We start from the raw sequence: 14,930 nt of genomic DNA on the forward strand, positions 1-14,930 counted from the left end.
GCGACTCGGCACGGCGGCTGTCCCGCCTGCGCCCGCTCAAGCCGGTATTCGCGTTCACCCCGGTGGAGGCGGTGCGCTGTCAGCTCGCGTTGACCTGGGGAATCCAGCCGCTGCTGGTCGACTTCGTCACGCACACCGACGCCATGACCGCGCAGGTCGACAAGACGCTCTTCACCCAGGGTCTGGTCCAGCGCGACGACCTGGTGGTCATTGCGGCCGGTTCGCCTCCAGGACAAGCGGGTTCGACCAACTCGTTGAAGGTCCACAAGGTTGGAGATGTGACTGACGCAGGCATGCTGCCCGAGGGCTCCGAGCGCCAGAGCGTCAAGGAAAAGGTCGGACCCTGGCCACAGGATGAGAAGAAGCGGAAGTAAACTCCCGCCTCAACAATTTTCGGCAAAGGTGGCCTGCGGATAGTTCCGCAGGCCACCTTTGCCGCTTAATTCACCTGGTTGATGATGGTTTCGGCAACCTCACGCATGCTGAGCCGGCGGTCCATCGAGGTCTTCTGGATCCAGCGGAACGCTTCCGGCTCCGTCAGGCCCATCTTCGTGGTCAACAGGCTCTTGGCGCGTTCAACGAGCTTGCGGGTCGCGAACTGCTCCTGCAGGTCCGACACCTCGGACTCGAGCGCCTTAATTTCCTCGTGGCGTGACAGCGCGATTTCGATCGCCGGGACCAGGTCCGACGGCGTAAATGGTTTAACGACGTACGCCATGGCGCCGGCATCACGGGCACGTTCGACCAGTTCCTTCTGGCTGAAAGCGGTGAGCAGCACGACCGGGGCGATCCTGGCCTTAACGATCTGCTCGGCGGCGGTGATGCCGTCCATCACCGGCATCTTGACATCCATCAGGACAAGATCCGGACGGTGCTCCTTGGCCAGCTCCACGGCCCGTTCACCATTGTCGGCTTCGGCAACGACGTCGTAGCCCTCACCACGGAGAATCTCGACAATGTCCAGGCGGATCAAAGTCTCGTCCTCAGCCACAATCACTCGACGTGCGGGGGTGGACTCGGCTTGCTCAGACACTAGGGGCTCCTCGGATGCGGAAAATCAACGGAATTGTGAACCGGTATTGTCGCCGGTTCACGGAAACAGCCTATCGGCATGTACAGTAGTTTCGCGCACTCGGTGACGCAGCGAACTGACGCTGAAGGATCCGGGCCGGCCCGAATGGCGGAATTGGCAGACGCGCTGCACTCAAAATGCAGTACCGAAAGGTGTGTGGGTTCAAGTCCCACTTCGGGCACCAAATTTTGGCGGGATCCAGGTTCGATACCATCAAAGTATGATTGGTCTCATTTCCCGCGATCCGGCAGCGGATGATCGCCTGTGAGCAATGCAAAAATTCTCGTGGTTGATGATGATCCCGACATCCGGGACCTCGTCGCGCTGAAACTTTCCAGTGCCGGACATGAGATTCTGACGGCCGACGACGGTGCAGAAGCCTTGGAGCTCGCCACGGGACAGCACTTTGACGCTATCGTGCTGGATGTGATGATGCCCGGGATTTCCGGAATCGACGTAGTCAAGTCGCTGCGTGGTTCGGAACCGGCCATCCAGACCCCTATCCTTCTGCTGACGGCGAGGAATCAGGAGCGCGACATTGAAGCCGGTTTTGCGGCCGGTGCCGACGACTACGTTGTGAAGCCGTTCAGTCCACGGGAGCTGCAGACCAGGGTGAATGTCCTGATCACTCGTAGCCGGTATTGATCTAAATAGGTTCTTTAGGCACTACGCATCCAAGGCTGCCAGGTGCATTATCAGATCATCATTGGAACGATTTGCCGCTGGCGGCGGGAGAAGATGAAGTGATGGACCACGCTGAAGGACCAAGCACCAGTAGCGAAATCGAAAATATTCTAACGATTCAGCTTTTCATCACCGTCCGGAAGGGATCTCACCCAGGAGGCCGTTTCGCGCGGTGATTTAAAGAGCAGCAATGCCGGAGATCCGGCACTTGGCGATGCTGCATCAGCAGCCATGGCACGCATGCGGGCGCGTCTGCGGCTGAAGGATTTGAAGTGCCAGAGCAGTATTGAATCGCGGGAGAATGTATTGCGGAACGATTCAACGTTGCCATTGCAGATTTCTTTCTTATCCCGGTTTCGCGCAAACGTCCGGACCAGCAGGCGCCCAAACGAGAGCCAGCGGGGATAATCGAGACAAATGATCAGCTGGACCGACTCCAAGGGAATATCCACCCAGCTTGAGTAGGCAGAATCGAGAATCCAGCGCCTTCCGGCACAGATGCCGGCTATGCGGCTGCGCTGGACCTCCAGCGGTACCTGCACCCATCCGGGTTCCCAGGTCAGATCGTCCACCCAATGCCTGGGCAAGCCGGTCTTCTCGCCAAGGTCCCGGCACAAGGTCGATTTCCCCGAGCCTGTGACGCCGTAGATGAGGATGCGCTCCGCCGTCAGCATCGGCCGGATCCCTTAGCGCTTGTCCCGGAGGAGGTTGGTGATCCGGGCCGTCGAGAGGCGGCGCCCGTCGTCGTCGGTCATCACGATTTCATGCGTGGTGAGTGTCCGGCCCAGATGAATGGCCGTCGCCGTGCCGGTAACAGTGCCGGAGGAAACTGCGCGGTGATGAGTGGCACCGATCTCGATTCCCAACGCCTGACGGTGCCGTCCGGCGTGAACTCCCGCGGCGAAGGATCCCAGGGTCTCGGCGAGGACCATGTGAGCACCACCATGCAGGATTCCGGCTACCTGTGTGTTGCCTTGGACGGGCATGGTTCCGACCGTCCGCTCGGCGGAGATTTCCACAAACGTGATGCCCATCCTGGCCACGAGGGCGCCGACTCCGTGTGGGCTGAGCCACTCATGCATGTCCGCCGGCACACCGGCGTCGATCAGTTCCTGCTTGAAGCTGTTGGTAACGGCCGGTGCAGCTTCCTCGCGGGTGAAATTGTCGGTCATGAGAACTAGGCTGGCACCTGTGACTGAAACTACCAAACCCGCCGGACCGCCGGCCGAAAAGACCATCTCCGGCACCGGCACGGCAACCGCGGAACGCAACCGACTAATCGTTATCGACGGCCATTCCATGGCGTTCCGGGCGTTTTATGCCCTCCCGGCCGAAAACTTTTCCACTTCGACCGGCCAGCACACCAATGCAGTGTTCGGCTTTACCTCGATGCTGATCAACCTCATCAGGGACGAGAGGCCAACCCATCTTGCTGTTGCGTTCGACCTCGATACACCGACATTCCGGACGGTGGAGTATACGGAGTACAAGGCCGGCCGGAACAAGACGCCTCAGGAGTTTTTCGGCCAGATCGACCTGATTATCAAGGTGATGGAAGCGCTGCGGATTCCGACGATCTCGCTGGACGGCTACGAGGCGGATGACATCCTCGCCACGCTGGCAGAACAGGGCACCGCTGCGGATTTCGACGTTATGGTCGTCACCGGAGACCGGGACGCATTCCAACTGGTCAATGACAACGTCACTGTCCTCTATCCCCGCAAGGGCGTCACTGACCTGCCCCGGATGGACGCTGCGGCAATTGAAGAGAAATATCTGGTTCCGCCCGCGCTCTATTCCGATCTTGCCGCCCTGGTGGGGGAAACGGCTGATAACCTTCCCGGCGTTCCCGGTGTCGGACCAAAGACGGCTGCCAAGTGGATTAAGCTCTACGGCGGTCTGGACGGTATCTGGGAGAACCTCGATTCCATTAAAGGCAAGGTCGGAGAAGCGCTCCGTGAGCATGTCGACGAGGTGAAGCGGAACAGGCGCCTCAACCGGCTGCTGGGAGATCTGGAACTGCCGATCGCGCTGGAGAAGTTGACGGCGTCGCACCCGGACCGCGAAGCGGTGGAGGACCTGTTCGATGCACTGCAGTTCGATGTCCTGCGCAAGCGGTTGTTCGACCTCTATGGGGAGGAAGAAGCAGCCGCTAACGAAGAAGAGCAGCTGACACCCGAATTCACTGTGCTGAGCAGCGCCGGGGAGGTCAACGAATGGTTCGACTCCACGAAATTGCACAACACAGCAATCTCTCCCGTGCTCCAGGTAATCGCAAACGGCGGGAACGACGTCGTCGGGCTGGGTCTTGTTTCCTCCGAAACAGCCGCTTATATCGCCCTTGAGGAGCTCGATGCGGCTGCCGAACAGGAGCTGGCGCAGTGGCTTGCTCACTTGGATGCTCCGAAAATCGTCCATGACTTCAAGGTCCTCTATAAGGCCCTGGCCCAGCGCGGACTCAAACTGGCGGGAGTCGTCGACGATACGGTGCTCTCCGGCTATTTGGTGCAACCCGACCGGCGAAACTATGAGCTGGCAGACCTGAGCCAATATCACCTCCGTGTTTCGCTGAGCGATCCGGCGGCGGGCAGCGATGCCCAGCTTCAGCTGGACCTGGACAACGGTGATACGACGTCCAGGGATGCGGTTCTGAAGGCTGCTGTCATTCACCGCCTCAGCGAGTATCTCAGTGCGCAGCTCGTTGCCCGCGGCGGTGGGGAACTGTTGTCCGGTCTGGAGCTGCCGCTGGCCCGGGTGTTGGCGGACATGGAACTGACTGGAATCGCCGTCTCGGTTGAGCGGCTCGATACTCTCCTCAGCGACTTCACGGCGACGATCGACGCAGCACAGTCCGCGGCGTTCGAGATCATCGGCAAGGAGATTAATCTGGGTTCCCCGAAGCAGCTCCAGACGGTGCTGTTCGACGAGCTCGGATTGCCCAAGACGAAGAAAATCAAGACCGGCTACTCCACGGATGCGGATGCTCTGAACGATCTCATCATCAAGAGCGGACACCCGTTCCTGCACGAGTTGCTGGCCTACCGGGATGCAACGAAACTGCGACAGACCGTTGAAGGCCTCAAAAAAGCCGTTGACCACGACGGGCGGGTGCACACTACCTACCTGCAGACTGTCGCGGCCACCGGAAGGCTGTCCTCAACAAACCCCAATCTGCAAAACATTCCGATCCGCAGCGAAGCCGGGCGGCGGATCCGCGAAGTGTTCATGGTGGGAACATCTGGCGGAACTCCATATGAGACATTGTTGACTGCGGATTATTCACAGATCGAAATGCGGATTATGGCGCACCTTTCCGGTGATGAGGCGCTCATCCAGGCCTTCAAGGAAGGCGAAGATCTGCACCGCTTCGTTGGTGCGCGGATTTTCAACGTCGACCCGGCGGACGTCACCTCGGAAATGCGTTCAAAGGTCAAGGCCATGTCCTACGGACTGGTGTACGGGTTGAGCTCCTTCGGCCTATCCAAGCAGCTTGGCGTGCCGGTGGACGAGGCACGGACAATGATGAACGACTACTTTGAACGGTTCGGGGCCGTGCGCGACTACCTGCGCGGTGTGGTGGACCAGGCAAGGGTCGACGGTTATACCTGCACTATCGAGGGACGTCGCCGCTATCTTCCGGATCTTTCAAGCGACAACCGCCAGCTGCGGGAGATGGCCGAACGGGCAGCGCTGAATGCCCCGATCCAAGGCTCGGCAGCGGACATTATCAAAAAGGCCATGCTCGGCGTCGACCGTGCCTTGGCCTCCGGAGGATTGCGTTCGCGGATGCTGCTCCAGGTCCATGACGAACTCCTGCTCGAAGTGGCACCGGGAGAAAGGGAAGTCGTGGAACAGCTCATGATTGAGGAAATGGCCGCGGCGGCGACGCTGTCGGTGCCCTTGGACGTGCAGGTGGGAGCCGGCGCCTCCTGGCATGAGGCAGGCCACTGATGATGTTCCAGGAGAACAGCCAGAGCAACTACAAGACCGAGCCCTTTGACCCGGCACTGGACGGCGACGTTCCGGATGCGAGGACGGCCAAGTGGTTCCAAGCCGTGTCCTTCGGTTTTCACGACGGCACTCCGGACAATGAATACCTGGCGAAAATCGTGGAATCCTACCGCGCTGATGACAGGGTCCTGACCGGGGCGTACGTGCCGAACCCGCCGGGGACCGCCTGGGACGCCGATATGCCGGTGGCAACGTACGCCACGATGGTCAACACGATGAACGTCGGCGGCGGCAGGCTGCTGCCCACCCACCTCGTCACGGCGGTAACAGTGCGGCCCACGCACCGACGTCGTGGTCTGCTGCGCCGGATGATCACAGAGGACCTGTCGGCAGCGAAGTCAGCGGGACTGGCTATGGCGGCGTTGACCGCCTCCGAAGCGACCATCTATGGCCGGTTCGGATTCGGTGCCGCCACTTTCACCCGCAGCGTCGAGATCGACACGCGGGAGAGGTTTGGCATTGCTGCACCGGTCAGCGGAATGGTCGAGGTGGCCGATCCAGAGGTGCTGCTCAACATTGCGCCCCGGGTGTTCGACCAATTCCACCGGCGGACCACCGGTTCTATGGGACGGCAGGACGCGTACCGGCACCGCATCTCAGGACAATGGAGCGAGCAGAAGCCGGAACCTGACAAGTCAGTACGTACGGCGCTGCGCTACGACGACGGTGGTGAAGTGGACGGCTATGTCTCATATAAGTTCGCTGGCTGGGACACTCAACCGTTCACGATGAAGGTCATCGACCTCGTGGCGGGGACCGATGACGCCTACCTGGCGCTGTGGCAATACCTTGGCTCCATCGATCTGGTCGAACGGATCAAATTCCCGCTGGCCGCCATGGAGGACCCGCTGCCCTGGGCGATGTCAGACCGCCGCGGTTACACGGTCACCGGTGACGAAGACGTGCTGTGGCTTCGGGTACTCGACCCGGTGAAAGCCTTGGAAGCGCGGAGCTACAAGACGGACGGGACCCTCACTATGAAGCTCACCGATCCGCTGGGTTGGGTCGACGGAACCTACCGGCTTCACGTCAGGGGAGGAGAAGCCACGGTGGAGACAATAGGCAATCACGGAATTGCCGACGTCGAACTCACTGTGAACGCGCTGGGATCCCTGTATCTGGGCGGTGTCAGTGCCCTGACGCTCGCCGCTGCAGGAGAGATCCGGTCCAGCGGGGGGAGTTTGAAGATGCTGGACGACATGTTCGCCCGGCCGGAGACTCCGTACTGCATCACGCACTTTTAAAGCGCTTTGACCCTTGTTGTCAAATGCGACTAGACTTGCAAAGTGCGACTCACGCGCGCCCTCCAGCTGTAAGCACGTCGGCTGGATACAACTATAAGCATTCAGTACCGCCGTCCTTGTTCCGCATAGACGGTGTGCCTGATCCGATCATCAATCCACAACGGAGCCCCTACTACATGACCATCACCACCACCGAGAAGCCAGGTACCCCACAGGTCGCTGTGAACGACATTGGTACCGCTGAGGACTTCCTCGCCGCCATCGACGAAACCATCAAGTACTTCAACGACGGAGACTTGGTCGAAGGCACCGTCGTCAAGGTCGATCGCGATGAAGTTCTGCTCGACATCGGCTACAAGACCGAGGGTGTCATCCCTTCCCGCGAGCTTTCCATCAAGCACGATGTCGACCCCGGAGACGTTGTCTCCGTCGGTGACGAGGTCGAGGCCCTGGTCCTGACCAAGGAAGACAAAGAAGGCCGCCTGATCCTGTCCAAGAAGCGCGCTCAGTACGAGCGTGCCTGGGGCGATATCGAGAAGGTCAAGGAAGAGGACGGCGTCGTTACCGGAACCGTCATCGAGGTCGTCAAGGGCGGTCTCATCCTCGACATCGGGCTGCGCGGCTTCCTGCCGGCTTCCCTGGTGGAAATGCGCCGTGTCCGCGATCTGGCTCCGTACATTGGCCAGCAGATCGAAGCCAAGATCATCGAGCTGGACAAGAACCGCAACAACGTTGTGCTTTCCCGCCGTGCATGGCTGGAGCAGACCCAGTCCGAGGTTCGTTCCACGTTCCTCAACAAGCTGGAAAAGGGCCAGGTGCGCCCCGGTGTTGTCTCCTCCATCGTCAACTTTGGTGCCTTCGTGGACCTGGGTGGCGTCGATGGTCTGGTTCACGTTTCCGAGCTGTCCTGGAAGCACATCGACCACCCGTCCGAGGTCGTCGAGGTTGGCCAGGAAGTCACCGTTGAGGTGCTCGAGGTCGACCTGGACCGCGAACGCGTCTCCCTGTCGCTGAAGGCCACCCAGGAAGATCCTTGGCAGACCTTCGCCCGCACTCACGCCCTGGGTCAGGTCGTGCCGGGTAAGGTCACCAAGCTGGTTCCGTTCGGTGCATTTGTGCGCGTCGAAGACGGCATCGAGGGCCTGGTCCACATTTCCGAGCTGGCCGTGCGCCACGTGGAACTGGCCGAACAGGTTGTCTCCGTTGGCGACGAGCTGTTTGTCAAGGTCATCGACATCGATCTGGAACGCCGCCGCATCTCGCTGTCCCTCAAGCAGGCCAACGAAGGTGTCGACCCGGATTCCACCGAGTTCGATCCTGCGCTGTACGGTATGGCCGCCGAGTACGACGACGCCGGCAATTACAAGTACCCCGAGGGCTTCGACCCGGAGACCAACGAATGGCTCGAGGGCTACGAGGACCAGCGTGGGGTGTGGGAGCAGCAGTACGCTGACGCCCAGTCACGTTGGGAAGCTCACAAGAAGCAGGTTGCCGAGCAGTCTGCCGAGGATGTGGAGGAAACTTCCGAAGCACCCGAGAGCAACGCCTCCAGCTACTCCTCCGAGGCACCTGCCGAGGATTCCGGCACGCTTGCATCGGATGAGGCTCTCGCCGCACTGCGCGAGAAACTTACGGGCAACTAAATCTGCGGTGGTCGAGCTAATCGATTCCAGCAGTAGCTGATTGAGCAAAGGACCTCCACCACCAGGTGGGGGTCCTTTGCATTTTCCCGGAAGGATCCATGAAGGAACAGTTCATCGACACAGGTCAGGGGACCGGAGTCAGTACCTCAACCCTGCTGCCGCTTGTCCACGACCGGGATAAGTTCGAGGCCACCATCGGCAGTTCCAGCGATCCGGTGGATGCTGTTGTCTACCACCTCTTCCTTGGGGCGTTGGACAAGGCTGAAAAGGCGCTTGATAAGGCCGTGAAGAAAGGCCCCGGCCCCGGAGATTTCCGCCTGCGCGCTCTTGCGGCGGACATTCAGGCCGAACGGGGAGACTACCCTCAGGCCAAGGCCATGTACCGGCATCTCCTTGATGAAGCGTCCGGTGGCAAACGGGAAGCTGATTTGCAGCACCATCTGGGAAAAGTGTTTTTCGCAGAGAAGGATTACACCACAGCGGCTTCATGTTTTGCGGCCGCGCTCCGGCTGCACCGGATAAGCCAGGAGTCCGAGGCGAACATCAAGGCATCGGCGGCTGCGCTCCGCCACGCCGAGGAGAATGCGCGTCGTGGGTCCACGCTAACGCCGCAGTAGCAGGCCATTAAAGAGCCACCGCAGCGGCAATCAGCTGAGGTCAGTCCAGCGGCAGCCGCTGGGTTCCGGCCGGGAGCGGCCGCCAGTCAGTGAGGCCAGCCGGTGCGGGAACCCGGCTGCCGGTTCTCCAGCCGGCAGAGCAACCGTCAATTCCACCCCGCTGACCGAGTAGTCATTGGACACTATCTGGATACCGTCAGCCCGCAGCTCGTTCTCCAACCGTCCCGCTTGGTCATGAGCAAGTTCAATGGTGAACAGTTGCATGAGCCGTCGTTGCACCAGCGGGGCGGTCTGCAGCGCTGAGGAGACGGAATCCGAGTAGGCTCTGACGAGCCCGCCCGCCCCGAGGAGGATTCCCCCAAAGTAGCGCACGACGACGGCACAAACATCGCTCAGATCAGCGACTCCGGCGGCAGTCCCGCGGCGTACCAATGCCTCCAGCATGGGAGCCCCGGCAGTTCCGGATGGCTCGCCATCGTCATTTGAGCGCTGAACTGTTCGATCTGCTCCAATGATGAAGGCGCTGCAGTGGTGGCGGGCGTCATGGAATTCCTTACGCAAATCCGCGACCAGACTACGGGCATCGTCTTCCGTTTCCACCCTGCGCAACACCGTAATGAAGCGGGATCGCTTGACCTCCAGTTCGTTCCGGTGCTCCGCGGATAACGTACTGTACTGGTCAGATCCGCTGCCTTGCCCGTCGGAATTCACCATTCCACTCTATCGAGCCCGGCTGTCTATGATGGCAGCATGCTCTCAATCGGACTCACCGGCGGGATCGCTTCGGGTAAATCCGCCATCGCCCGGAGACTCGCCGAACTGGGTGCCGACCTGATCGATGCCGATGTTCTGGCAAGGGAAGTGGTTGAGCCGGGCACATCCGGGCTTAATCAGGTGGTGGAGGCCTTTGGCCCTGAGATTTTGGACGGCAAGGGCGCTCTCGACCGGGCTGCCCTCAGCCGCATCGTCTTCGATGACAAGGCCGCGCGGGAAAGGCTGAATGCCATTGTTCATCCACAAGTCAGATCGGCAGCCTCCCGCCGTATTGCCGCGGCAGCACACGACGCCATAATCGTCCAGGATATTCCGCTTCTCGTGGAAACGGCTCAACAATCCCACTTTCATCTGGTGATTGTGGTCGAGGCTCCCGAAGATATCCGGGTGGAACGTATGGTTTCGGACCGGAATATGGCGGAGACCCAGGCCAGAGCAAGGATCAGGGCGCAGGCCACCGACCAACAGCGGCTTGAGGCGGCCGACGTCGTCATAGATAATGCCGGCGATCTTCCGGATTCCCTCGCAACTGTCGATGAATTGTGGCAGCAGCGCCTGGTTCCCTTCGAAGCGAATCTCAGGAGCAGGAGTCCAGCGGCGCGGACAGGGCCCGCTGTACTGTCCGAATACGATCCCTCCTGGCCGGCTGCCGCCCGGAGGATCGGCGCAAGACTGCACCGGGCAGGGGGAGACGCAGTGCGCTCCGTGGAGCACATCGGTTCCACCGCTATCGCCGGGATGCCGGCCAAAGACGTCCTGGATCTGCAGGTGACGGTCGCGGACCTCGCCGATGCCGACGGCTTCGCCGACGCATTCGCCGAAGCCGGTTTTCCGGCTGCCGGGGGAGAGTGGCTGGACAACCCGAAACCCTGCGATCCGGATCCTGAGCACTGGCGCAAACGCTTCCACCGGAACAGCGATCCTGGAAGACCGGCGAATATCCATGTCCGGAAGGAGGGATCCCCGGGCCCGGCCTTTGCCCTCGCATTCCGCAACTGGCTTCGCGCAGATGCGGATGCCGCCGCGGAGTATGCCGCGGAAAAACACAGACTGGCCGCCGCGCATGCCATGGATGCGTCGACCGGAGAATATGCCGAAGCCAAGGAAGAGTGGTTCACCGGGCGGGCTTACCCAAGGCTGGTTGAGTGGGCCGGGGAAAATCCAGACCGCGTCCGCTAGGACGATGACGCCTGGTTCCGCATGCCGCGGAGCCGGTTCCTTGCTCTGAATATAAAGCGGACGCTGGCTGTCCCCAATAAGCGGTAGCGTTAACCCATGAGTCTTGCGCAGGACATCAAGCGGGTTGTTGCCCCCTTTCAAGTGATAAGTGAGTTCAAGCCGGCCGGTGATCAGCCGGCGGCCATCGCCGAACTGACCGAGCGTGTGCAGGCCGGCGAGAAGGACACGGTGCTGCTTGGTGCCACCGGTACAGGAAAATCCGCGACGACGGCATGGCTGGTTGAGCAGATCCAGCGTCCAACGCTGGTGATGGTCCAGAACAAAACCCTCGCGGCCCAGCTGGCCAACGAATTCCGCGAACTGCTGCCGAACAACGCCGTCGAGTATTTCGTTTCCTACTACGACTACTACCAGCCGGAAGCCTATGTGGCGCAGACGGACACCTTTATCGAGAAGGACTCGTCCGTCAATGAGGAAGTTGAGCGGCTGCGCCACTCGGCCACGAACGCGCTGCTGACCCGCAGGGACGTTATCGTCGTCGCAACGGTCTCTTGCATCTATGGTCTGGGCACGCCGGAAGAGTACGTCGCAGGAATGGTCACCTTGCGCAAGGGCGAGCAGCTGAACCGGGACGATCTGCTGCGGAAGTTCGTCAGCATGCAGTACTCCCGCAACGACATGGATTTCCACCGCGGCACCTTCAGGGTCCGCGGAGACACCGTGGAAATCATCCCGATGTATGAGGAGCTCGCGCTGAGGATCGAGTTTTTCGGGGACGAGATCGAAAATATCTACACTCTTCATCCGCTCACCGGCGACATCGTCCGTGAGGAAGAAGAGATGTACGTGTTTCCCGCATCGCACTATGTGGCCGGCCCCGAGCGGCTGAACCGCGCCATTACGTCCATCGAGGACGAACTGCGTCACCGTCTTGAGGAACTGGAAGGTCAAAATAAACTCGTCGAGGCGCAGCGGCTCCGGATGCGGACGACGTATGACCTCGAAATGATGCTGCAGATGGGCTTCTGCAACGGAATCGAGAATTACTCCCGCCATATCGATGGCCGGTCCGCGGGATCCGCCCCACATTGCCTGCTGGACTACTTTCCGGACGACTTCCTGCTGGTGATTGACGAGTCGCACGTGACCGTTCCACAGATCGGGGCGATGTATGAAGGGGACATGTCCCGTAAGAGGAATCTTGTGGACTACGGTTTCCGGCTTCCTTCCGCTATGGACAACAGACCGCTGAAATGGAACGAGTTCCAGGAACGCATCGGACAAACGGTTTACCTGTCCGCCACACCCGGTAAGTATGAACTGGGCAAGGCAGACGGATACGTGCAGCAGATCATCCGCCCAACGGGTCTGGTGGATCCGGAGGTGATCGTGAAGCCCACCAAGGGCCAGATCGATGACCTGCTGGACGAAATCCAGATCCGCGTGGACAGTAATGAACGGGTGCTGGTCACCACGCTGACCAAACGGATGGCGGAGGATCTGACGAGTTACCTGATGGAACATGGGGTAAAGGTGGAGTATCTGCACTCGGATGTGGATACGTTGCGGCGCGTTGAACTGCTCCGCGAGCTCCGGCTCGGCAGGTTCGATGTGCTGGTCGGGATCAACCTTCTGCGTGAGGGCCTGGACCTGCCGGAAGTGTCCCTTGTCAGCATCCTCGACGCTGACAAGGAAGGTTTCCTCCGCTCTTCGACGTCGCTCATCCAGACCATTGGACGTGCCGCCCGTAACGTCTCCGGCCAAGTGCACATGTATGCGGACAAGATCACGGACTCAATGGAACGGGCCATTGACGAAACCAACCGGCGTCGCGCCATCCAGGTTGAATTCAACAGAGAAAACGGGGTCGACCCGCAGCCGCTGCGCAAGAAGATCGCCGACATCACGGATTCTCTTGCGCGCGAGGATGCCGATACGCAGGTGCTGCTGGAGGCGGCATCGGCGGCGAAGAGTTCCAAGAAGGGCCGGGACAAACCGCGGTCCGGCAAAGGTGGACTTGCGTCGGCGCCGGCCGAGGATCTGGCGGATCTAATCTCCCAGATGACTGATCAGATGCATTCGGCAGCTTCCGAGCTGCAGTTCGAACTCGCGGCGCGGCTGCGCGACGAAATCGGAGACTTGAAAAAGGAACTGCGCCAAATGCAGGCCGCCGGACACGCCTAACCTTGCCGGACAGTTGTTCAGGTTTCCGACCGGCCCGTCGTTCGGTAGACTCTAAGGTCGTAGGGGAGTATCCCAAGCGCTACGGACGTCAACACGCAAGGCACTGAAGCCTCGCCGGGCGTAGCGGCTGCCGGCATCTGAGGGCGGGACAGCGGAGAGACTTACGGTTCTCGTCATCCCTGAAAGGTTTTTGATGCCCGAATTACCCGTCGCCTTCGAAATAGGAACGTTCGTTGTCCTCATTTCGATACTGATCTTTGACCTGGTTCTGGTCGCCCGCCGGCCACACGAGCCATCGATGAAGGAAGCCGGTCTGTGGGTCGGCTTCTATGTGACTCTTGCCCTTATCTTCGCCGCGCTGATGTTTTTCTTCACCGGCCCCGAATTCGGCGGTCAGTTCGTTGCAGGCTGGATTACTGAGTACAGCCTCAGCATCGATAATCTGTTCGTCTTCATCATCATCATGGCGCGTTTCTCGGTGCCTCGAAAGTACCAGCAGGAAGTGCTGATGGTGGGCATCATTATTGCCTTGATTCTGCGCGGTATTTTCATCCTGGTCGGTGCCGCGGTTATTGAAAACTTCAGCTGGGTGTTTTACATCTTTGGCGCGTTCCTGCTGTACACGGCCTACAAGCAGGCCACTGATTCCGGCGAGGATGAAGAGGACGGCAGCGACAACGCCCTGATCCGGAAACTTCGCAAGGTTCTCCCGCTTTCGGAGGAGTACGACGGCGGCAAAATCCGTACCGTGGTCGACGGCAAGAAAGTCTTCACGCCGATGATCATCGTGTTCGTGACGATCGGTATGACGGACCTGCTGTTCGCAGTGGATTCAATCCCGGCCATCTTCGGTCTGACCCAAAGTGCCTTCATCGTCTTCACCGCGAACATTTTCGCACTGATGGGCCTGCGCCAGCTGTACTTCCTGCTGGGCGGATTGATGACGCGGCTGATCTACCTCAAACACGCCTTGTCCATTATCCTCGCGTTTATTGGCGTGAAGCTGGTCTTCCATGCCATGCATGTCAACGAGCTGCCGTTCATCAATAACGGCAATCACATCACCTGGGTGCCGGAAATCGGTACGTTCGTCTCGCTTGCCGTCATCGTGGCGACCATTGTCATCGCCACTGCCGCGAGCCTGTTGAGCCCCAAGGCACGGGCCATTAAGGCTGCGGAAGAGCTGGAGAAAGACGCCGAATGGGACCGCGGAGAGCGGACCGATGAGGAAGGCGACACCGCTCGCAGCGAGGACAATACCGCCCACGAGGTGAGGAAGTCGCGGACTAAGGACTAGGCTCATGGCATGAGCCATGGTGGGACGGTTCCCGACCGGAGCGGGCTTCAGCGGCGCACAGTCCGTGTGCTTTCAGCCGCTCAGCTGCTATCCGGTGTTGGCACCGGTGCGAGCCTTGCGATCGGATCGCTGCTGGCCGTCCAGCTGGCGGGATCAGAAGCCTGGGCAGGATCGGTGACGACGGCGATGACGTTGTCCGCCGCCGCTTCCGCAATTCCGCTTGCC

At 60.2% G+C, this 14,930-nt stretch carries 13 protein-coding genes, 1 tRNA gene and 1 pseudogene; 11 read left to right on the forward strand and 4 right to left on the reverse strand.

Features of this window, described 5'->3' with window-relative positions:
• A partial coding sequence (locus tag Y707_RS29460) for a pyruvate kinase alpha/beta domain-containing protein (RefSeq protein ID WP_035780039.1) occupies positions 1-374 on the forward strand: 374 nt, incomplete at its 5' end.
• A 65-nt stretch (positions 375-439) separates the two neighbouring features.
• Here the strand turns inward: Y707_RS29460 and Y707_RS0102695 are convergent.
• Complete coding sequence (locus Y707_RS0102695) at positions 440-1,033, reverse strand: ANTAR domain-containing response regulator (protein WP_026533932.1); 594 nt, start codon at positions 1,031-1,033, stop codon at positions 440-442.
• Between the two features lie 138 nt (positions 1,034-1,171).
• Between Y707_RS0102695 and Y707_RS0102700 the strand changes: the two genes are divergently transcribed.
• Together Y707_RS0102700 and Y707_RS0102705 are read left to right on the forward strand one after the other, a co-directional pair.
• Positions 1,172-1,256, forward strand: a tRNA-Leu gene (locus Y707_RS0102700).
• Between the two features lie 80 nt (positions 1,257-1,336).
• A complete protein-coding gene (locus tag Y707_RS0102705) occupies positions 1,337-1,717 on the forward strand; it encodes a response regulator transcription factor (RefSeq protein WP_026533933.1) in 381 nt (126 codons plus the stop codon).
• 149 nt (positions 1,718-1,866) lie between these two features.
• Here Y707_RS0102705 and Y707_RS0102710 read toward each other — a convergent pair whose 3' ends face one another.
• A complete protein-coding gene (locus tag Y707_RS0102710; RefSeq protein ID WP_026533934.1) occupies positions 1,867-2,430 on the reverse strand; it encodes a P-loop NTPase family protein in 564 nt (187 codons plus the stop codon).
• 12 nt (positions 2,431-2,442) lie between these two features.
• Entirely contained in the window at positions 2,443-2,928 is a 486-nt protein-coding gene (locus Y707_RS0102715; protein WP_081744568.1) for a PaaI family thioesterase, read from the reverse strand.
• Between Y707_RS0102715 and polA the strand changes: the two genes are divergently transcribed.
• The 4 genes from polA (at position 2,927) to Y707_RS0102735 (ending at position 9,271) form a co-directional block, all read left to right on the forward strand.
• On the forward strand, positions 2,927-5,707 hold the full coding sequence (gene polA, locus Y707_RS0102720) for a DNA polymerase I (protein WP_081744569.1): 2,781 nt from the start codon (positions 2,927-2,929) through the stop codon (positions 5,705-5,707). The two genes, Y707_RS0102715 and polA, sit on opposite strands and share 2 nt — an antisense overlap.
• A complete protein-coding gene (locus Y707_RS22975) occupies positions 5,707-7,011 on the forward strand; it encodes a GNAT family N-acetyltransferase (protein ID WP_155852651.1) in 1,305 nt (434 codons plus the stop codon). The genes polA and Y707_RS22975 overlap by 1 nt, the downstream gene beginning before the upstream one ends.
• Positions 7,012-7,187: 176 nt before the next feature.
• The gene (gene rpsA / locus Y707_RS0102730; protein WP_026533937.1) at positions 7,188-8,654 is read left to right on the forward strand and encodes a 30S ribosomal protein S1; all 1,467 of its coding nucleotides are present in this window, start codon (positions 7,188-7,190) and stop codon (positions 8,652-8,654) included.
• A 98-nt stretch (positions 8,655-8,752) separates the two neighbouring features.
• On the forward strand, positions 8,753-9,271 hold the full coding sequence (locus Y707_RS0102735) for a tetratricopeptide repeat protein (RefSeq protein ID WP_026533938.1): 519 nt from the start codon (positions 8,753-8,755) through the stop codon (positions 9,269-9,271).
• Positions 9,272-9,301: 30 nt separating this feature from the next.
• Here Y707_RS0102735 and Y707_RS0102740 read toward each other — a convergent pair whose 3' ends face one another.
• The gene (locus tag Y707_RS0102740; RefSeq protein WP_026533939.1) at positions 9,302-9,985 is read right to left on the reverse strand and encodes a YigZ family protein; all 684 of its coding nucleotides are present in this window, start codon (positions 9,983-9,985) and stop codon (positions 9,302-9,304) included.
• 36 nt (positions 9,986-10,021) lie between these two features.
• Between Y707_RS0102740 and coaE the strand changes: the two genes are divergently transcribed.
• The 4 genes and pseudogenes from coaE to Y707_RS32550 all read left to right on the forward strand — a co-directional run.
• A complete protein-coding gene (gene coaE / locus Y707_RS22980) occupies positions 10,022-11,224 on the forward strand; it encodes a dephospho-CoA kinase (RefSeq protein WP_035780043.1) in 1,203 nt (400 codons plus the stop codon).
• A 96-nt stretch (positions 11,225-11,320) separates the two neighbouring features.
• On the forward strand, positions 11,321-13,408 hold the full coding sequence (gene uvrB, locus Y707_RS0102750) for an excinuclease ABC subunit UvrB (RefSeq protein WP_026533940.1): 2,088 nt from the start codon (positions 11,321-11,323) through the stop codon (positions 13,406-13,408).
• Between the two features lie 193 nt (positions 13,409-13,601).
• Positions 13,602-14,705 carry a TerC family protein gene (locus Y707_RS22985; RefSeq protein ID WP_081744570.1) on the forward strand — a complete coding sequence of 368 codons (1,104 nt, stop codon included), beginning with the start codon at positions 13,602-13,604 and terminating at the stop codon, positions 14,703-14,705.
• A 9-nt stretch (positions 14,706-14,714) separates the two neighbouring features.
• A pseudogene (locus Y707_RS32550) lies at positions 14,715-14,930 on the forward strand (MFS transporter); the annotation flags it as partial.

Source organism: Arthrobacter sp. H14 (assembly GCF_000520495.1).
In the GTDB taxonomy this organism is placed as follows: domain Bacteria; phylum Actinomycetota; class Actinomycetes; order Actinomycetales; family Micrococcaceae; genus Arthrobacter_C.

Bases quoted from the DNA above. Each gene is read 5' to 3' on its own strand.
- Y707_RS22975 (WP_155852651.1), top strand. From the start codon at position 5,707: ATGATGTTCCAGGAGAACAGCCAGAGCAACTACAAGACCGAGCCCTTT.
- coaE (WP_035780043.1), top strand. From the start codon at position 10,022: ATGCTCTCAATCGGACTCACCGGCGGGATCGCTTCGGGTAAATCCGCC.
- Y707_RS0102710 (WP_026533934.1), bottom strand. From the start codon at position 2,430: ATGCTGACGGCGGAGCGCATCCTCATCTACGGCGTCACAGGCTCGGGG.
- Y707_RS0102740 (WP_026533939.1), bottom strand. From the start codon at position 9,985: ATGGTGAATTCCGACGGGCAAGGCAGCGGATCTGACCAGTACAGTACG.
- polA (WP_081744569.1), top strand. From the start codon at position 2,927: ATGAGAACTAGGCTGGCACCTGTGACTGAAACTACCAAACCCGCCGGA.
- uvrB (WP_026533940.1), top strand. From the start codon at position 11,321: ATGAGTCTTGCGCAGGACATCAAGCGGGTTGTTGCCCCCTTTCAAGTG.
- Y707_RS0102715 (WP_081744568.1), bottom strand. From the start codon at position 2,928: ATGACCGACAATTTCACCCGCGAGGAAGCTGCACCGGCCGTTACCAAC.
- Y707_RS22985 (WP_081744570.1), top strand. From the start codon at position 13,602: ATGCCCGAATTACCCGTCGCCTTCGAAATAGGAACGTTCGTTGTCCTC.
- rpsA (WP_026533937.1), top strand. From the start codon at position 7,188: ATGACCATCACCACCACCGAGAAGCCAGGTACCCCACAGGTCGCTGTG.
- Y707_RS0102735 (WP_026533938.1), top strand. From the start codon at position 8,753: ATGAAGGAACAGTTCATCGACACAGGTCAGGGGACCGGAGTCAGTACC.